Here is a 16,938-nt window from a genome sequence, read left to right on the forward strand (position 1 = left end):
ACCGGCTCGCACACACGGTTCGCGCACATCCCTCGCACCCGTCCGGCGGCTCCCGCCCCGGGAGGGGCCGGAACCGCCGGACCTGCCGGAACGGGCTCAGCGCGGATTGATCCGCCCGCGCCAGCCGCCCTGCTCCATGCCTCGGTGCTCGATGAACTCCTTGAACCGCTTCAGGTCGCCCTTCACCCTCCGGTCGACCATGCCCATCGCGTCACCGGCCTTCTCGACCATGCCGTCCGGCCGGTAGTCGATGGCCATGTTGACCCGGGTGCGTCCTTCGGTGAGCCGCTGGAAGGTCACCACGCCCTTCTGGTCCACCTCGCCGTCCGTGGTCCGCCAGGCGATCCGCTCGTCCGGCAGCTGGTCGACGATCTCGGTGTCGAACTCACGGGTGATGCCGCCGATACTGGTGCGCCAGTGGTTGTGGCGCTCGTCCAGCTGGGTCACCGACTCGACGCCCTCCATGAAGCGCGGGAACTCCTCGAACTGGGTCCACTGGTTGTAGGCGGTGTGCAGCGGGACCTCGACGTCGACCGACTCCTTCACCATGCTCATGCGGGCCTCCTCGCTGGGAACCGGCCGGGTGTTTCCCGGCCGCCCGGGTGTTTCCCGGCCGCCCGCGCGTCTGCCCCGACGGTGCCGGCGTAACCGCGGCGGGGCCGGACGGGTGCGACCTGCATCGGGACGACGGTCGGGCCGGCCCGGCCCCGGGGCCTGCGCACCCCGCACGCCTACCCGGACCGCCGCGTCACACACCCCGCAGCGGGTTTGACCGGGCGGTACCCGGCTAGCCGCCCGGTATGGACATCTCACCCCTGCACACCCACCCCTGGTCCCGCCGGCTGCGCCGCGCGCTGGAGACGCCGGAGCACTGGGACGTCCTGGACGCCCCGGCCGGGAAGCTCGCCCGCGCGGTGGAGGCCCTCCCGCTCGGGCCGTACCGGGACACCCTGCACGGCGTGTGGCTCGGCCACCCGCTCCACCCGGCGCTGGTCCAGTTCCCGCTGGGCTGCTGGACGTCCGCCGCCCTGCTGGACCTCACCCCGGGCGGCCGCCGGTCGGCCGACACCCTGGTGGCGGCCGGGCTGCTGGCCGCCGGGCCCGCGGCGCTCGCCGGCTGGGTGGACTGGGCCCGGCTCGATCCGCCGCGCCGCCGCACCGGTCTGGTGCACGCGCTCTCCAACACCACCGGTGTGTTGCTGTACGCGGGGTCGCTGCTGGCCCGTTGCCGGGGGCACCGCGCCCGGGGCCGGCTGCTCGGCCTCGCCGGGCTGACCGCGGTCTCGGCCGGGGCGGCGCTCGGCGGGCACCTGTCCTACCGGCTGGCCGCCGGGCCGGACCGGGCCGCGGCCGTGCCCCGGCTGGCCCCGGCCGACTGGGTCGGCCTCGGCGCCGTGGAGGACTTCCCGCCCGACCGGGCCGTGCGCCGGACGGCCGGCGAGCTGTCCGTGGTCGTCGTCCGGGACGGCGAGCTCTGTCACGTCCTGGCCGAGCGCTGCGCGCACCTGTCCGGGCCGTTGTCCGAGGGCACCGTCGCCGACGGTTGCCTGCGCTGCCCGTGGCACGGCAGCGAGTTCCGGCTGCTCGACGGCCAGGTGGTGCACGGCCCGGCCACCGCGCCGCAGCCGGTGCTGGAGACCCGGGTGCTCTCGGGCCACCTGGAGGTGCGGCTGCCCGGGGCCGGCTGACCCGCTGTCACCAGGGCCGTCACCAGGGCCGTTCCCGGGGGCGCCGCCCCGACCGGTCGGCACCGGACGGCGTTTCACCCCGACGGCCGGGGGCAGCCGCCCGGGAGCACCACAGGAGGAGCCATGACCGCCGCTGTCCCCGATCTCCCGCCTCGCGCCGACGCACCGGAGGGCAGGTGGCGCCCCGGGATCCGGGTGGCGGCCGTCGTCGCCGGGCACGTCCGCGTCCGGCGCCCGGCCGCCCCGGCGGCCCGCAGCCAGGTGCGGCTGCTGCTCCGACCGCCCGGGGTGTACCGCCCGCAGGGGGACACCCGGTTGCTGGCCTCGTGTGTGCGCCGGGAGCGTCTGGACGCCACCGGCCGGGTGCTCGACCTCTGCACCGGCACGGGGGCGGTCGCGCTCGTCGCGGCGCGGACCGGGGCCCGGGTGACCGCGGTCGACGTGTCCGCCCGCGCCGTGGTCACCGCCTGGGTCAACGCCCGGCTGCACCGTCGCCGGATCCGCCTGCACCGGGGCGACCTGCTGGCCCCGGTGGCCGTCGGGCGCTTCGACCTGATCACGGCGAACCCTCCGTACGTCCCGGTCGATCCCGCCGCGGGAGCCGGCGGCCGCGGCGCCGCGCTGGCCTGGGACGCCGGGCCGGACGGCCGGCTCGTCCTGGACCGGATCTGCCGGACGGCCCCCGGTCTGCTCGCCGCCGGCGGGGTGCTGCTGCTGGTGCAGTCCGCGCTCGCCGACGTCCCCGCCACCCTGGCTCTGCTGCGCGGGGCGGGGCTGCGGGTGGAGGTCGCGGCCCGGCGGCGGCAGGCGTTCGGACCGGTGATGACCGCGCGGGCCGCCCTGTTCGAGCGGCGCGGGCTGATCCGGCCGGGCGAGCGCGAGGAGGAGCTGGTGGTGGTGCGCGGTGTCCGCGACGGCTGACCGGGGGCCGACCAGGGTGGTCGTCGTTCCGGGTGGTCCGCTGCTGGTCGAGGGTCCGGTGGAGGTGGTCCTGCCGGACGGGACGGTACGGGTCTCCGAGCGCCCGGTGGTGGCGCTGTGCGCGTGCCGCCGGAGCCGGACGTACCCGTTCTGCGACACCAGCCACCGCCGTCGCGGTCGGCCCGGACGGGGCTCGGAGCCGGGACGCCCGGCATGCGAGGCGGGACGCCCGGCGGGCGGTGCCGGACGCGGCTCAGACCGGGCCGTCGGGCAGGGGTGAGCGCAGGGAGGTCCGCCCGGCGCGCCAGCAGCCGAGCAGGTGGTCCGCGAAGCGGCCGTCGACGACCTCGGTGGCGGCGATGCCGAACGCCACGTCCCGTGCCGCGGCCGGCTCGGCGGCGACCAGTTCCTCGATGACCCCGCGTCGCACCAGCTGCTCGTGGACGGCGTCCGCCTCGACGTGCTCGCGGTAGAAGAGGGTGCCGTCCGGGCCGCCGCCGAGTCGCTCCAGCGCCGACGCCAGGCGGGCCGAGCCGGGCGAGGAGGTGATCTCGATGGTCGCGAACTGCCCGACCGCCGCGCAGCGCAGTTCCCGGTGCAGGCCGAAGAGCATCATCAGGTTGACCACTGCCAGGCCGGGCGCGGGGACCAGGTCCAGGTAGTGCCGGTAGCCGGGCTCCAGGCCGAAGGCGGTCATCATCCGGGCGAACAGTTCGGCGTGGGCCCGTTCCGGCCGTCCGGCGCCGTACTCGTCGAAGAGGATCGCCATCAGCGCCGCCTGCGCGGGACCGTGGATCCTCGGCAGCATCCACAGCTGCGGGTCCGCCTCCTTGAGGTGGTAGAGCGACCGGTGCACCAGGTATTCGCGGGCGTGCCCGAGTTCGCCCTCGGCCAGCAGGAAGTGCGAGGGCCCGGTGCCGTCCGGGGGCTCCGTGAGCAGGCGCTCCAGGGCCTCCCCCAGGGGTGCGACGGGCTCCGCCTCGGCGCGGACCTCGGCGAGGAACGGGCGCTCCAACGACCGTCGCAGTGACAGCAGTTCGGGCTCCCACTCCCACCCGTCGGCGACGCCGGGAAGGCCCCGGTCGTGGAGTTCGTAGCAGAGGTACAGCGCGAGCTGGTGGTCCTCGCTCCAGGGGTGGGTGAAGGGGCCGGGCGGCGCGAGCAGGCGTCCGGCGCCGGGCGGCCCGGCGGCCGCCAGGCCGAGCACCGCCGCGGACAGCGGGCCGCGCGGGGAGGGCGGGGCGTCCGTCGCCCGCCCGGCCCGCCGGTCCTCTCCGTCCCGCAGCCGCCCGTCCATGCCCTCGGCCTCCTCGCCCTCCTCGGCCTCCTCGCCCTCCTCGCCCTGCCCGTACCCGTCCGTGCCGCGCCGTGCCGCCCGTCCGTCCGCCTGTGCGTCCGGGGGTGGTGCGGCGGTCGACGGGCTCAGGCCGGTTTCTCGGGGCCGTCGTCCCAGCCGGGCGCGTCGAGGTCGTCGAGCTGCTCGCGCAGACGGTTCAGCGTCGCGGTGAGCAGCCGGGAGACGTGCATCTGGGAGACGCCGATCCGGTCGGCGATCTGGGACTGGGTGCAGCCGTCCCAGAACCTGAGCTTGAGGACGGTCTGTTCCCGGTGCGGCAGTTCGGCGAGCAGCGGGCGGACGGCGGTGCGGAAGTCGGCGAGTTCGATGCCGGGGTCGCAGCCGCCGAGCCGGTCGAGCAGGGCGCTGCCGGTGTCGTCGGTGTCCTGCTCGCGCAGGGCGTCCAGGGAGTTGGGGCGGTAGACCCGGCCCGCCATCAGGCCCTCGGTGGCCTGTTCGACGGTGAGGTGCAGGCCCTCGGCGAGCTCCTCGGGTTCCGGCAGCCGGCCGAGTTCCTGTTCCAGCCGGTCGGAGCCGCGGGCGACGGTGAGGTACAGCTCCTGCATGCTGCGCGACACGCGCACCGGCCAGGAGGTGTCGCGGAAGAACCGCTTGATCTCGCCGGTGATGGTGGGGATCGCGTAGGTGATGAACTCGACGCCGCGTTGCGGGTCGTAGCCGTCGACGGCCTTGATCAGGCCGATGGTGCCGACCTGCAGGATGTCGTCCATGTCCTCGGCGCGGTGCCGGAAGCGGGCGGCGATGAAGCGCACCAGCGGCATGTTGAGTTCGATGATCGTGCCGCGGACGTAGCTGTAGGCGTGGCTCTCGCGGGCGAGGCCGGCCAGGCGCTCGAACAGCGCGTCGCTGAGTTCGCGGGCCTCGGTCTTGCCCATCGCCCGCAGCTCGGCGGTGGTGGGCCTGGGCGGGATGTCGGGCGGGATGTCGGGGGGCTGGTCAGGGCGGGTGACGACATCCGGGTGGGATGTCTGCAGTCGGATGGACACTTGATGTCTCCTGGGCAACGGGGTCGCCCGGTGGCGCGTGCGGTGCGAACCCGCGCGCCTTCGGGGTTTCTTCCCCCAGGACCTGTGCCCGGCTTCTTCAAGCGCGGTCCCGGTGGCACCCGGACGGGTGCCGGGGCGGCCGGATCCGGTCCCGGCCGCTGCATGGGTGTTCTACCCGACATACGACAGTGAATTCATGTTTGGTTCGTTTTCTTCTGATTTGTCCGGGTAGGCGCGGGCACACCGACGGTCACGAGAGGAGGGGCGTCATGCCCCGAGGATCCAGCCCCAAGCGGGAGCGCCAGTACGAGCACATCAAGGAGAGCGCGCTCGACCGCGGCGAGAGCGAGAAGCGGGCCAAGGAGATCGCCGCCCGGACGGTCAACAAGGAGCGGGCCCGGCACGGCGAGTCGGAGACGGCCGGCCGCACCTCGACGGAGGACGTCTCCTCCGGCCACCGCGGCGGGAAGCGCTCGCACAGCGGCGCCCAGGGGCCGACCTACGACCAGCTGTACAACGAGGCCAAGCACCGCAACGTCAAGGGCCGTTCGAAGATGAACAAACGCGAACTGGCACACGCCCTCGGCCACTGACCGGCGCCGTCCCGGGGCGCGGCAGGGCGTCCCGGGACGGCCGCCACCGAAGATCCGTCGCCTGTGACGTTTCGGCGCCACCGGCCCGGCAAGACGCCCGTCATGCGGATCCACCAGCCTCCGGGCCCCCCGGCCACGGCCGGGGCCGGGCCCGGACCGAAGCACGTCCCGGGCCCGGCCGTCACCACGCCCGCCCCGGCGCAGCGGACGGCCGCTGCGCCCGGGACGGCGCCGCCGCGCGCCCTGCCCACCGTCGGGGTGGAGGAGGAGTTCCTGCTGGTCGACCGGCGCACCCGGCTGCCCGCCGAACGCGCGCCGCAGGTCATCGCGGACGCCGCGGGCGAGCTGGGCGAACAGGTGCAGGCCGAGTTCTTCCCCGTCCAGGTCGAGGTGTGCACCCGGCCCGCCACCCGGCTCGACGAGCTGGCCGCCGACCTGGTCCACCTGCGCGCGGTGGTCGCCGCCGCGGCCGCCGAGGCGGGGTGCCTCCTGGTCGCGTCGGGCACACCGGTGCTGAGCAACCCGCGGCCGGGCCGGGTCACCGACGATCCGCGCTACCGGGAGATGGCGGCCCGCTACCGGAGCGTGGTCGACGGCTACGGCGGCGCGCTGTGCGGCTGCCACGTCCACGTGGGGACGGTGAGCCGCGGACGGGCGCTGGCGCTGGCCAACCACCTGCGTCCCTGGCTGCCGGTCGTCCAGGCACTCACGGTCAACTCCCCGTTCGCGGAGGGCCGGGACAGCGGCTTCGCGAGCTGGCGCTCCGTCCGCTGGGCGCGCTGGCCCACCGTCGGCCCGGCCCCGGTGCTGGACGAGGAGCAGTACGAGTCCGTGGTGGCCGCCCTGGTGCGTTCCGGGGTGCTGCTCGACCGGCGGATGGTGTACTGGTACGCCCGGCCGTCGGAGCACGTCCCGACGCTGGAGGTGCGGGTCGCCGACGTCAACGCCGACCTGCGGACCGTCCTGCTGCTGGCGGCGCTGCTGCGCGGGCTCACCACCGTCCTCCTCGACGAGATCGACGAGGGCCGACCCGCTCCGGCGTGCCCGGCCGGCCTGGTCCGCGACGCCCACTGGCAGGCCGCCCGCACCGGCGTGGCCGGGGACGGCATCGACCCGCTCACCGGACGGCTCACCCCGATGGCCGCACTGGCCGACCGTCTGCTGGAACGGGCCGCCCCCGGCCTGGCCGCCGCCGGAGACCTGACCGCGGTCGAGACCGCGCTCGGCCGGATCCACCGGCGGGGCACCGGGGCCGACCGCCAGCGGCGCGCCCTGCGCCGCCACGGCCGGCTGACCGCCGTGGTCGACGAGCTCGCGGCGCTCACCCTCGCGGCGCCCTGAGGCGGTCGCGGCGGTGGACCCGACGGAGGCGCTGCGGCGGATCGCCTTCCTCCTGGAGTGGAACGGCGCCTCGCCCTACCGCGTCCGCGCCTTCCACACGGCCGCCGACGCCGTCGGGGTCCTGCCGCCGGGGCCGGTGAGGCGTCGAGCCTGGCCCGGCGGTCCGCCGAGGTGGCGCTACTCCCCCGGGGCGGCCGGCCCGTCCGGCGCGGTCGGTACGGCCGGGGGCGGGAGCGGCGGGAGTGCGTGGGCGGAGAGCACGGCGTTCGCGAACTCCGGGCGGTCGACGGGCAGTCCGTGCCGGCCGAAGAGGGCGAACAGCTCGGCGAGGGCGCGCGGTTCGACTCCGCGCGGCCGGTCGTCGTCCGTGATCGTGAGTTCGCCGAGGAACGGGCCGCAGGACCGGCCCGGCGGGTCGACCAGGCGCAGCCGGAGCCGGACCTGGTGGGCACTGGTCTCGGGCTCCTCGGCGAAGTCCATGGCGATGCCGCCGATCTGCGACCAGGTGTAGTGCTTGGGCACGAGCAGGCGGACCACGGTGAGGCCGGTCTCCTCCTCCCGCAGCCAGAACGTGCGCGGCCCGCCGACGGCCGCGGCGGCGGCGATCGCGGCGCCGATCAGCAGGGTCGGCCCCACACCCGTGGCGCCGGTCCCGCTGAGCACGATCACCGCGATCAGGGCGAGCAGACAGCCGACCCCGATGGCGTCCACCCGGCGTCGCATGAACGCCAGCCGTACCGTCGTCATCCCGCCCCCTTCCCCGCGCGTGCTCCCAGCCTCGCGGCCGGCGCGCGGCCCGGACAAGCGGGCCGCCGGAGCTGTGACGGGCCCGTGACGAACCGACCGTGCGTGCGCCGCCCGTCACCGCCCGCGCAGGCGCCGGACCAGGTCCCGCGCGGCGGCGGGCCAGCTCGGGTACGCGAAGTCGAAGCCCGCGTCGAGCAGGCGGGTCGGGACGACCCGGCGGCTCTTCAGCAGCAGTTCGGTCTCCGAGCGCAGGGCGAAGGCGCCGATCTCGGCCATCCAGCGCGCGGCGGGCAGGGCCAGCGGCATGCCCCAGGCGGTGCGCAGGTCGCGCATGAACTCGCGCTGGGGCAGCGGGTTCGGCGCGGCGAGGTTGACCGGGCCGGTCAGCTCCTCGTGCGCGATCAGGAAGTCCACGGCGCGGGCGAAGTCGCGTTCGTGGATCCAGGAGACGTACTGCGCGCCGCCCGCGATCGCGCCGCCGGCGCCGAGGCGGGCCAGCCAGGAGAGCGAGTCGAGGGCGCCGCCGCGTTCCGGGCCGAGGACGACGGCGGTGCGCAGGGCGAGCTTGCGGGTGGCCGGGGTGTCGGCCTCGCTCTGGGTGTCCTCCCAGGCGCGGGCGATGTCGATGCTGTACCGCCAGGAGGCCGGGGCGTCGGGTTCGGCGCCACCGATCAGGCCGTCGTGCTCGCCGTTCGGGGCGTCGTGGCGGTGGGCGTAGACGGTGGCGGTGCTCATCTGCAGCCAGACCGCGGGCGGGCGCCGGGCGGCGGCGATCGCCTGGCCGACGGCGCGGGTGGAGAGGACCCGGGAGTCCATCATCTCGCGCCGGTTCTCTTCCGTGTAGCGGCAGTTGACGCTGCGCCCGGCGAGGTTGACCACGACGTCGCTGCCGTCGACCTCCTCCGCCCAGGCGCCGAGCGTGCGCCCGTCCCAGCCGACCTGCCGGGGTCGGACGGGCCTGCGGCTCAGGGTGACCACCCGGTGTCCGGCGGCGGTCAGGCTGCGGTCGAGCAGCGCGCCGAGCGCGCCGGATCCGCCGGGAATGACGATCTTCATGCGTTCCCCCCTCATCTCCGCGGACCAGCGTAGCCCAGAGTTCTGAACGCGTTCAATTACTTCGCCCGCCGATCCTGCGACCGCGCCGGAGCCGCACCGGAACCGCACCGAAGGCGGCCCCGGCATGCTCCGGGACCGCCCCGGTGCCCGACCCCGGGACTACAGCGTCCCCGCGTCGGGCCAGTGCGACCAGTGGGTGTCGGGGGCGAGGGTCGGGCGGTAGCGGGTCGGGTCGCCGGAATCCAGGACCTCGGCGAGGAGGCGGAAGGTCTCGGGCCCGCTGGGCGGCGTCTCCCCGAAGTCGTCGGGCTGGTTCCATGCGTCGAGTCGGAGCAACAGCGGCAGGCCGGCGGGGAGTCGGGCGCGCAGTTCCGTCCCGTCGGGGAGCAGCAGCGACCGGTGGACGGGGGCGAGCCGCCGGAAGACGTCCTGGAGGGGAGTGCCGGCCTCGGCGTCCACCGCCCGCGGCCTGCCGTCGCGGCGCGGCGGCGCCGGTCAGGAGGCGCCGAGCAGGTCGGCCCAGTCGGCGGGGACCCGGCCGGCGGGGCCGGGCACCGGCTGGTCGGCCGGGTGGCTGTGTGACGGTGCCAGCTCGGGCCCGGTCTCGAAGTACTCGGACGTGTCGTAGTTCCAGAACCACGTCTCCCCCGGCTCGAAGCTTCGGATGACCGGGTGGCCGCTGGCTCTGGCGTGGGCGGTGGCGTGCTTGGCGAGCGAGTCGTCACAGCAGCCGATGTGCCCGCACAGGGCGCAGCGTCGCAGATGGACCCACCAGCCGCCGGCCTCGTCGCATTCGACGCAGCCGGTGCCGCTGGGCGGGACGAGTGCGTCGAAGGCGCTCTCGGGAATCACGGGCCGTCCTCCTGTGGTCGTGGCTCTTGCCGCTTTCGCCAGCGGCGGTCTCCGGGTCCTGCCGATCATCTCCCGGTCGTGGGACTTCCGCTGCGCGAGCCCGGCGGAGGCGGTCCGGGCCCCGGCCGGCAGGACGCGGGCCGGCAGGACGCGGGCCGGCCGGGCAACGGGGCGCGAGCCGGTCACGCCAGGAAGGCGAGCAGGTGCTCGTTGACCTCGTCGGCGTACGTCCAGCACAGGCCGTGGTCGGCACCCTCGATCGTCACGTACCGGCTGTCCTTGATCAGCTCGTGGCTGCGCGGGCCGCACGCGTCGATCGGCAGGATGCGGTCCGCGGTGCCGTGCAGGATCAGCACCGGGATGTCGATCTTGGGCAGGTCGGCACGGAAGTCGGTGTGCCAGGTGGCCACGCAGGCGATCGTCCCCGCCGGGGAGGCGCCGACGGCGGTGTTCCAGGCGTCCTGCACCGCCTCGGGGCTGATCCGGCTTCCGAGCGTCAGGTCGAGGTTGTAGAAGTTCTTGTTCCACTCGGTGAAGTACGCCTGGCGGTCGGCGGTGAGCCCGGCCGCGATGTCGTCGAACACCTGCTGGGGCACTCCCTGGGGCGTCTCGTCGGTCTTCAGCAGGTACGGCGGCACGCCGGAGACGATGACCGCGCGGCGGATCCGCCCGGAGCCGTGGTTGCCGAGGTAGCGGGCGATCTCGCCGCCGCCCATGGAGTGGCCGACCAGGTCGGCGTCCCGCAGGTCGAGCGCGGTCAGCAGCTTGTCCAGATCGGCGGCGAAGGTGTCGTAGTCGTACCCGGTCGTCGGCTGGCCGGAGCGCCCGAAGCCGCGCCGGTCGTAGGTGATCACCCGGTGCCCGGCGGCCAGCAGTGCACGCTCCTGGCGTTCCCAGGCACGGCCGCTGAGCGGGAAGCCGTGGATGAGCACGACGGGCCGGCCCGCGCCGTGGTCCTCGTAGTACAGGTCGATCGGAGCGGAGTTCTCCTGGCCGACGTTGACGAAGGGCATGATCGGTCTCCTGGATCTGGGAGGTCGGTCCCGCCGGTGGGACCGCGGGATTCACGAAGAGAGGATCGAGCGTGCGCAGGCGCCGAGAGCCGGTCGCGCCGCTTCCTTCGCCGGGATTCCACCGAATCCCGCCCGCCGGAGTTCCGCAACCGCTGACGGCGGCCGGCACGGGGGCGGGGAGGCCCGCCGGCCCCGGCCCTGCCGGTGACGTCCCCCGACGGTGGCACGCTGGTGTCCGAAATGTCGTCGGCGGACCACGGATCGGGGATCATGGTGGCATGACCGAGCGTGAGGCCGTCGGGTGCTCTTCTGTGCTGGACCGTCCACGGGGCGACCGGTCGCCCCGCCCTGCGGCGGGGACGACGGAGCGGTCCGGCCGGTGAGCGCCGCGGAGAACCCGGCGGAGGGACTGACGCTGGAGGCTCTGCTCAGCAGGTCTCCGCTGGGGCTGCACATCTTCGACGCCGACCTGCGGCTGGTGCGGAGCAATCCGGCGACGGCTGCCATGCGGGGGCGCGATGTCCGGGACCTGGTCGGCCTCCCGCTCCGGGACGTGTTCCCGCTGAAGGACCCGGATGCCGTGGAGGCCCTGGCACGCTCGGTGCTCACGGACGGGCGGCCGGTGCTGGAACGGCGCATCCGGGCTTTCACCGACCCGCCCCCGGCGCCGACGCGCACGTACTCGGTGTCGCTCTTCCGGCTGCGGTCGCAGGCGGGGACGCTCTACGGGCTGGCCGCGATCGTGGTGGACGTGACGGAACTGGCGGTCGCGGAGGCGGGCGCGCAGGTCCTGGGCGCGATCCGGGCGCAGGTGGGTGCCTCGCTGGAGGCCCTCGACATCTGCCGCGAACTGGCCGACGTCCTTGCGGCCGGCATGGCCGATGCGGTGGTCGTGGAGGTCGTCGACGCGCTGATGACCGGCGACGATCCCCCGCTCTTCCCGCCGCCGGGGTACGTGGCCCTGCACGGCATGGCGGTGGGACGGCGCGGCAGCGACCGCTCGGGCGGGCCGCTCGGGTCCTCGCACGTGCCGGACGCGGCGTCACCCTTCGGGCTGGCCCTGACGCGGGGCAGGCCGGTCACGGTCAGGCCGACCGGCGAGGACGCCTGGCTGCACCCCACCGCCGACCACGCCGCGGCACTGCGCGGGGCGACGCCCGTCGCCGTACTGGTGGCGCCCTTCATCCTGCGGGGCACGCTCCTGGGCCTGCTGATCCTGTACCGGTGCGAGGGCTCCCCCGCGTTCACCGACGAGGACGCGGAACTGGCCGCGACGGTCACCGACTACGTCGCACTGTGCCTGGACAACTCGCGCCGCTACACCCGCGAGCACGCGGTCGCCGCCACGGTGCAGCGACGGTTCCTGCCGCGGGCACCGCAGTCCGTCGCCGGCCTGGAGATCGCGCAGGGGCACCTGCCGACGCATCGGGCCGGCGGTGGCTGGTACGACGTCATCCCCCTGCCGGGCGCCCGCACCGCGCTCGTCGTCGGCGAGGTCCACGGCGACGACGACGTCCACCGCGACGGCGAGGCCCACGGCGACGGCGAGGCCCACGGCAACGGCGAGGTCCGCGGCGACGGGATCCACACCGCCGCGACGATGGGCCAGTTGCGCACCGCGCTGCGCTGCCTGGCCTCCCTCGACCTCGAACCGGACGAGCTGCTGGCCCGCCTGGACGAGACCACGCGGCAGCTGGCCGCGGAACGACGCGCGCTGCCGGCCGCCGACCCGCTGCGGGACCGGGCGCTGACGGCGAGCTGTCTCTGCGCGGTCTACGACCCGGCTTCCGGCAGCCTCACCGCGGCCCGCGCCGGCAACCCCGGCCTGGTCCTCGTCTCCCCCGACGGGGCCCTCACCGAGGCGGACCTCCCGGAGGGACCCACCCTGGGAACCTCCGAGACCGCCCCCTTCGCCGCGAGCCGGATGTCCGTCCCCGACGGCACCGTGCTGGCGCTCACCACACCGGCCCTGTACGCCGCCCTCGGCGCCCGGGGCCTGCACGCCCGCCTCGTGCCCGGCGGCCGCCCGCTGCGCGACCAGTGCGACGAAGTCCTGCTCGCGTCGGGCGACGCCGGGCAGGCGGGGGCGGTGGTCCTGCTCCTGGGCCGGGCCGCCGGACTGGCCCGCGACGCCGCCGTGGAATGGGTCCTGGACGCCGACGAGCAAGCCCCCGCCCGGGCCCGTTCGCTGGTGCGGGCGCAGCTGGGGCGTTGGGGGCTGCCCGAGGAGGCCGTGTACGCCACCGAGCTCGTGGTGAGCGAGCTGGTGACCAATGTGGTCCGCTACGGCGATCCGCCGTGCCGCCTGCGCCTGATCCATGCCGACAGCCTGAGCGTCGAGGTCAGCGACGGCGCGGACACCAGCCCCCACCTCCGCCACGCCCGGACCACGGACGAGTGCGGCCGCGGGCTCTACATCGTGTCGCAGCTCGCGGACCGCTGGGGCGTCCGGTTCGCCACCACCGGAAAGACGGTGTGGGTCGAACAGGCCTTCGGAGACGGAGACGAACAGCCCGCATCGTGACGGCGGTCCGGCGGTTCGGCGGTTCGCCCACCGCCCGGCACCCGCCGCCCGGCCCCCGGCCCCCGGCACCCGAACGGCCCCGGGCACGCCGCGGGCCGGGACGGCCGCCGGGTTCAGCCCCGGGCGGGGTGGGTGAGAGCGTCCCAGGCGTGGTAGCCGCCGATGAGGTCGGAGGTGTCGGCGCGGCCGTGGTGGCGCAGCAGGCTGGCGGCGATGGAGGAGCGGTGGCCGCCGGCGCAGTGGACGACCAGGGGGCGGCCGGTGGGGATCTCGTCCAGGCGGCGGGGGAGGTCGGCCAGGGTGATGTGCAGGGACCCTTCGATGGCTCCTGATGCGCGTTCGCTGCAGCTGCGCACGTCCAGGACGGTGGGGGGCTGCGCGCCGGCGAGTGCGGTCCGGAGCTGGTCGGCGGTGAGGCGGCTGGCGGGGGTGACCTCGTCGGCGAGGGCGGGCAGGGCGGTGCCGGGGTTGCGCAGGTAGCCGGCGATGCGGTCGAAGCCGATGCGGGCGAGGCGGGTGACGACCTCGTCCTCGCGGTCCTGCGGCGCGATGATCGCGATGGTGGAGTCGGGGGTCAGGACGGTGCCGGCCTGTTCGGCGAAGCGGCCGTCGATCGGGACGTTGACGGCGCCGCGGAGGTGTCCCGCACCGAAGTCCTGGGGGCTGCGGGCGTCGAGGACGACGGCGCCCGCGGCGCGGACCTCCCTGAAGCCTTCGGGGCACAGGGGGCGGTCGGCGTTCGTCCGGTCGAGCAGCGGGCGGTCCTGCCGGTTGAGGGCGGCGTCGTGGCCGAAGTAGGCGGGGGCGGCGGGCTGACCGGCGGCGACGATGCGGACGAAGGCGTCCTCGTCCATGGGCTGACAGGCGTAGTTGGTCAGGCGCTGTGCGCCGATGGTGGACTGCTTCTCGGTGGAGAGGCTCTTCCCGCAGGCGGATCCGGCGCCGTGCGCGGGGAAGACGCGGACCTCGTCGGGCAGGGCCATCAGCTTGCGGTGGACGCTGTCGTAGAGCATGGCGCCGAGCTCCTCGGCGGTGACGCCGGCGGAGGCAAGCAGATCGGGACGGCCGACGTCGCCGATGAAGAGGGCGTCGCCGGTGAGGACCCCGTACGGGACTTCGTCGGTGGCGTACTCGTGGACGAGGATGCTGATCGACTCGGGGGTGTGCCCGGGGGTCTCCATGATCTGCAGGGTGACGTCGCCGAGGGGGATGCGTTCGCCGTCGGCGAGGGGGCGGATGGGGTACTCGGTCTCGGCCCGCCGGCCGTAGCCGATCCAGGCGCCGGTGCGGGCGGCGAGTTCGAGGTGGCCGGCCAGGAAGTCGGCGTGGAAGTGGGTGTTGATCACGCCGACGACGGTCAGGCCGCGCGCCCTGGCGTCGGCGAGGTACTCGTCGACGTCCCGGCGGGGGTCGACGATCACGGCCTGGCGGGTGGTCTCGTCGGCGATCAGGTAGGACGCCTGGGAGAGGCAGTCGAGGTAGTACTGGCTGAAGATCACGGGGTGTCTCCTCGTCGGGTCTGACAAGCCGGCCACGCGTTCGACGGGTGGCCCTCCTGGAGGCGTCGGGCGCCGGGACAGTGGTCGCGATACCCCCCTCGGTATTCCTTCCGGCATGCGGCGGCCATGGAGCCGATACCGGCGGGGGTATCGCCGAACAGTTTCGATAATACCCCCGGGGGTACTATGGTGGCGTCGAGGGGGACCGGCCGCCGCCACCGAAACCAGGTACGGGCGGGGCCGAGGAAGCGCCGACACCGCCGCCGCACCGGGCCGCACGGCCCGCACGGGCGGCCGCGACACCCCCCGCTCCGCCCGGACCCACGTGCCGTCCGGCCCGCACCACTGGAGACTCCCTTGCCTCAACTGCCGCCCGCCCTCGGGCACCCCGCACCCCACCCGGACACCGACCGGGCCACCCCCGTCCAGGCCCGGGAGCTCGCCCGCACCGGCGACGCCGTCCTGCTCGACGTCCGGGAGGCCGACGAGTTCGCCGCCGGCCACGCCCCGGGCGCGCTGCACCAGCCGCTGATCGCCCTGGCGGCGGGCGCCCCGCTGCCGCCGGCGGCCACCGGACGGACGGTGCTCGCCCTCTGCCGCTCCGGGCACCGCTCCCGGCGCGCGGTGGAACTGCTCGCGCAGCGCGGCGTCCGGGCGCTGAACGTCACGGGCGGCATGCACGCCTGGGCCCTGGCCGGGCTGCCGGTCACCACCCCGGGCGGCGAAGCCGGGCGGGTGGCATGACCTCGCTGCTGCTGGCGCTGGCCGCCGGCGCCGTGGTCGGGCTCGCGCTGGGCGGGCTCGGCGGGGGCGGCAGCATGCTCGCCGTGCCCGCCCTGGTCTACCTGCTGGGCTTCAGCCCGGCGCTGGCCACCACGGCCGCCCTGGTGATCGTCGCCGCGACCTCGCTGACCGGGCTGCTCGCCCACGCCCGGGCGGGGCGGGTCCGCTGGCGCACCGGCGCACTGTTCGCCGCCGCCGGACTGCCCGTGGCGGCCGCCGCCGGGGCGTTGTCCGCACACCTGCCGGGCGCGCTGCTGACCGGTGCCTTCGCGGTACTGGCGGCGCTCGCGGCCTGGCGGATGCTGAAGCCGGCCAAGCCGGACGCGCAGGAACGTTCCGCCGCAACGCCCGGACGCTCGACGGCGGCGGGTGCCGGGCTCGGCGCCGTCACCGGCCTGCTCGGTGTCGGCGGCGGATTCCTGGCCGTCCCCGCCCTGGTCTCGGTGCTCGCCCTCACCATGGCCGAGGCGGTCGGCACCAGCCTGCTGGTCATCAGCGCCAACTCCCTCGCCGCCCTGCTGCCCCGCCTCGGCGCGACCGGCGCCATCGACTGGGCCGTGGCCGCGCCCTTCACCGGGGCCGCGATCCTCGGCGCCTGGGACGGCAAGCGGCTCGCCGACAAGCTCAGCGGGCGCACCCTGCAGAAGGCCTTCGCCGTCGCCCTGCTCGGCGTCGCGGCGCTGATGCTGATCACCTCACTGAGCTGATCGCCCCGCGGAACCGGGGCACCCCCACCGAGTCGGGCATCGCCCCCCTTCCTCCCTCCCCCTCCCCTCCCCCGCGACCCACCCCGGGCCGCGACCCACCCCGGGCCGAGACCACCCCCGCCCGAAAGGACCCCCATGACCACGCCGCTGACCGTCGAGCAGCTCAAGCCCCGCCTCGGGCAGCTCACCCTCATCGACGTCCGCTCCCCCGGCGAGTACGCCGCCGGCCACATCCCCGGCGCGCTGAACATCCCGCTCGACCGGCTGGACCGCGCCCTGCCCGCACTGCGCGACGCCGCCGATCAGCACGAACTCGCCGTCGTCTGCGCCGCCGGGCCGCGCGCCGAGCAGGCCTGCCGCCGGCTGGCCGACGCCGGCATCCCGACCCTCACCCTGTCCGGCGGCACCAACGCCTGGTCCGGCGCCGGGCAGGCGCTGTACAAGGCGCCCGGCGCCCGTAGGACCTGGGCGATGGACCGTCAGATACGGCTGGTGGCAGGATCGTTGGTCCTCGCCGGGCTGCTGGTCGACCTCGTGCTGCCGCGCGCCCGCTGGGTCTCCGCGGCGGTCGGCGCCGGGCTGGCCTTCTCCGCGCTGACGAACACCTGCGCCATGGGCTCGGTGCTCGCCAGGCTCCCGCACAACCGCCCGCGCCCCGGCGGCCCCACGCTGGACGACACGCTCGCCGCCCTCGGACGCTGAGCCCGGACCGCATGCCGGGCGACGACCCCTGCCCACCCCCGTCGGGCAGGGGCCGTCGCCGCGCCGCGCAGCCGGTGCTGTCCGGGCCGTTGACGCGGGCTTGTCTGAACATGTGAAATGTCACCCATCACATGCGACCTGTTGCGCATCGATTTGAACGTTCAAACGC

At 75.3% G+C, this 16,938-nt stretch carries 18 protein-coding genes; 9 read left to right on the forward strand and 9 right to left on the reverse strand.

Annotated elements, in window-relative coordinates:
- Positions 1 to 96: 96 nt before the first annotated feature.
- Positions 97 to 555, reverse strand: a complete 459-nt coding sequence (locus ABT048_RS21585; RefSeq protein ID WP_350523057.1) for an SRPBCC family protein — start codon at positions 553 to 555, stop codon at positions 97 to 99.
- Positions 556 to 800: 245 nt separating this feature from the next.
- Between ABT048_RS21585 and ABT048_RS21590 the strand changes: the two genes are divergently transcribed.
- The 3 genes from ABT048_RS21590 to ABT048_RS21600 all read left to right on the forward strand — a co-directional run bounded on the left by ABT048_RS21590 (position 801) and on the right by ABT048_RS21600 (position 2,889).
- Positions 801 to 1,688 (forward strand): Rieske (2Fe-2S) protein, encoded by an 888-nt coding sequence (locus tag ABT048_RS21590; protein ID WP_350523058.1) that lies wholly within the window; start codon positions 801 to 803, stop codon positions 1,686 to 1,688.
- A 123-nt stretch (positions 1,689 to 1,811) separates the two neighbouring features.
- A complete protein-coding gene (locus tag ABT048_RS21595) occupies positions 1,812 to 2,609 on the forward strand; it encodes a HemK2/MTQ2 family protein methyltransferase (protein ID WP_350523059.1) in 798 nt (265 codons plus the stop codon).
- 16 nt (positions 2,610 to 2,625) lie between these two features.
- Positions 2,626 to 2,889, forward strand: coding sequence for a CDGSH iron-sulfur domain-containing protein (locus tag ABT048_RS21600; RefSeq protein WP_350523176.1), 264 nt, complete (start codon positions 2,626 to 2,628; stop codon positions 2,887 to 2,889).
- Here ABT048_RS21600 and ABT048_RS21605 read toward each other — a convergent pair.
- Together ABT048_RS21605 and ABT048_RS21610 are read right to left on the reverse strand one after the other, a co-directional pair.
- Entirely contained in the window at positions 2,863 to 3,906 is a 1,044-nt protein-coding gene (locus tag ABT048_RS21605) for an iron-containing redox enzyme family protein (protein ID WP_350523060.1), read from the reverse strand. The genes ABT048_RS21600 and ABT048_RS21605 overlap by 27 nt on opposite strands.
- A gap of 125 nt (positions 3,907 to 4,031) precedes the next feature.
- Positions 4,032 to 4,952, reverse strand: a complete 921-nt coding sequence (locus ABT048_RS21610) for a SigB/SigF/SigG family RNA polymerase sigma factor (protein WP_350523061.1) — start codon at positions 4,950 to 4,952, stop codon at positions 4,032 to 4,034.
- A 269-nt stretch (positions 4,953 to 5,221) separates the two neighbouring features.
- Here ABT048_RS21610 and ABT048_RS21615 point away from each other — a divergent pair, with 269 nt between their 5' ends.
- Both ABT048_RS21615 and ABT048_RS21620 read left to right on the forward strand, forming a co-directional pair.
- The gene (locus ABT048_RS21615; protein WP_350523062.1) at positions 5,222 to 5,545 is read left to right on the forward strand and encodes a plasmid stabilization protein; all 324 of its coding nucleotides are present in this window, start codon (positions 5,222 to 5,224) and stop codon (positions 5,543 to 5,545) included.
- A 102-nt stretch (positions 5,546 to 5,647) separates the two neighbouring features.
- Positions 5,648 to 6,886, forward strand: coding sequence for a carboxylate-amine ligase (locus ABT048_RS21620; RefSeq protein ID WP_350523063.1), 1,239 nt, complete (start codon positions 5,648 to 5,650; stop codon positions 6,884 to 6,886).
- A gap of 177 nt (positions 6,887 to 7,063) precedes the next feature.
- On the opposite strand, the gene ABT048_RS21630 is transcribed toward ABT048_RS21620, so the two are convergent.
- The 5 genes from ABT048_RS21630 to ABT048_RS21650 form a co-directional block, all read right to left on the reverse strand.
- The gene (locus ABT048_RS21630) at positions 7,064 to 7,633 is read right to left on the reverse strand and encodes a hypothetical protein (RefSeq protein WP_350523180.1); all 570 of its coding nucleotides are present in this window, start codon (positions 7,631 to 7,633) and stop codon (positions 7,064 to 7,066) included.
- A gap of 114 nt (positions 7,634 to 7,747) precedes the next feature.
- A complete protein-coding gene (locus ABT048_RS21635; protein WP_350523064.1) occupies positions 7,748 to 8,689 on the reverse strand; it encodes a TIGR01777 family oxidoreductase in 942 nt (313 codons plus the stop codon).
- A 159-nt stretch (positions 8,690 to 8,848) separates the two neighbouring features.
- Positions 8,849 to 9,148, reverse strand: a complete 300-nt coding sequence (locus tag ABT048_RS21640; RefSeq protein ID WP_350523065.1) for a DUF7003 family protein — start codon at positions 9,146 to 9,148, stop codon at positions 8,849 to 8,851.
- Positions 9,149 to 9,184: 36 nt separating this feature from the next.
- On the reverse strand, positions 9,185 to 9,541 hold the full coding sequence (locus ABT048_RS21645; RefSeq protein ID WP_350523066.1) for a UBP-type zinc finger domain-containing protein: 357 nt from the start codon (positions 9,539 to 9,541) through the stop codon (positions 9,185 to 9,187).
- A gap of 182 nt (positions 9,542 to 9,723) precedes the next feature.
- A complete protein-coding gene (locus ABT048_RS21650; RefSeq protein ID WP_350523067.1) occupies positions 9,724 to 10,554 on the reverse strand; it encodes an alpha/beta fold hydrolase in 831 nt (276 codons plus the stop codon).
- A 379-nt stretch (positions 10,555 to 10,933) separates the two neighbouring features.
- Here ABT048_RS21650 and ABT048_RS21655 point away from each other — a divergent pair, with 379 nt between their 5' ends.
- Entirely contained in the window at positions 10,934 to 13,078 is a 2,145-nt protein-coding gene (locus ABT048_RS21655; protein WP_350523068.1) for a SpoIIE family protein phosphatase, read from the forward strand.
- Between the two features lie 113 nt (positions 13,079 to 13,191).
- Here ABT048_RS21655 and ABT048_RS21660 read toward each other — a convergent pair whose 3' ends face one another.
- Complete coding sequence (locus ABT048_RS21660; RefSeq protein ID WP_350523069.1) at positions 13,192 to 14,577, reverse strand: MBL fold metallo-hydrolase; 1,386 nt, start codon at positions 14,575 to 14,577, stop codon at positions 13,192 to 13,194.
- Between the two features lie 357 nt (positions 14,578 to 14,934).
- Between ABT048_RS21660 and ABT048_RS21665 the strand changes: the two genes are divergently transcribed.
- The 3 genes from ABT048_RS21665 to ABT048_RS21675 all read left to right on the forward strand — a co-directional run bounded on the left by ABT048_RS21665 (position 14,935) and on the right by ABT048_RS21675 (position 16,769).
- Positions 14,935 to 15,321, forward strand: coding sequence for a rhodanese-like domain-containing protein (locus tag ABT048_RS21665; protein WP_502894051.1), 387 nt, complete (start codon positions 14,935 to 14,937; stop codon positions 15,319 to 15,321).
- Positions 15,318 to 16,067: a sulfite exporter TauE/SafE family protein gene (locus ABT048_RS21670; RefSeq protein ID WP_350523070.1), complete on the forward strand. Its 750-nt coding sequence runs from the start codon at positions 15,318 to 15,320 to the stop codon at positions 16,065 to 16,067. Before ABT048_RS21665 ends, ABT048_RS21670 begins: the two co-directional genes overlap by 4 nt.
- A 135-nt stretch (positions 16,068 to 16,202) precedes the next feature.
- Positions 16,203 to 16,769 (forward strand): rhodanese-like domain-containing protein, encoded by a 567-nt coding sequence (locus ABT048_RS21675; RefSeq protein ID WP_350523071.1) that lies wholly within the window; start codon positions 16,203 to 16,205, stop codon positions 16,767 to 16,769.
- Positions 16,770 to 16,938 lie beyond the last annotated feature (169 nt).

Origin of the sequence: Kitasatospora sp. NPDC096140 (genome assembly GCF_040303045.1) — a bacterium.
GTDB lineage: Bacteria > Actinomycetota > Actinomycetes > Streptomycetales > Streptomycetaceae > Kitasatospora.

Bases quoted from the DNA above. Each gene is read 5' to 3' on its own strand.
- ABT048_RS21675 (WP_350523071.1), top strand. From the start codon at position 16,203: ATGACCACGCCGCTGACCGTCGAGCAGCTCAAGCCCCGCCTCGGGCAG.
- ABT048_RS21590 (WP_350523058.1), top strand. From the start codon at position 801: ATGGACATCTCACCCCTGCACACCCACCCCTGGTCCCGCCGGCTGCGC.
- ABT048_RS21670 (WP_350523070.1), top strand. From the start codon at position 15,318: ATGACCTCGCTGCTGCTGGCGCTGGCCGCCGGCGCCGTGGTCGGGCTC.
- ABT048_RS21585 (WP_350523057.1), bottom strand. From the start codon at position 555: ATGAGCATGGTGAAGGAGTCGGTCGACGTCGAGGTCCCGCTGCACACC.
- ABT048_RS21595 (WP_350523059.1), top strand. From the start codon at position 1,812: ATGACCGCCGCTGTCCCCGATCTCCCGCCTCGCGCCGACGCACCGGAG.
- ABT048_RS21620 (WP_350523063.1), top strand. From the start codon at position 5,648: ATGCGGATCCACCAGCCTCCGGGCCCCCCGGCCACGGCCGGGGCCGGG.
- ABT048_RS21650 (WP_350523067.1), bottom strand. From the start codon at position 10,554: ATGCCCTTCGTCAACGTCGGCCAGGAGAACTCCGCTCCGATCGACCTG.
- ABT048_RS21630 (WP_350523180.1), bottom strand. From the start codon at position 7,633: ATGACGACGGTACGGCTGGCGTTCATGCGACGCCGGGTGGACGCCATC.
- ABT048_RS21615 (WP_350523062.1), top strand. From the start codon at position 5,222: ATGCCCCGAGGATCCAGCCCCAAGCGGGAGCGCCAGTACGAGCACATC.
- ABT048_RS21635 (WP_350523064.1), bottom strand. From the start codon at position 8,689: ATGAAGATCGTCATTCCCGGCGGATCCGGCGCGCTCGGCGCGCTGCTC.
- ABT048_RS21605 (WP_350523060.1), bottom strand. From the start codon at position 3,906: ATGGACGGGCGGCTGCGGGACGGAGAGGACCGGCGGGCCGGGCGGGCG.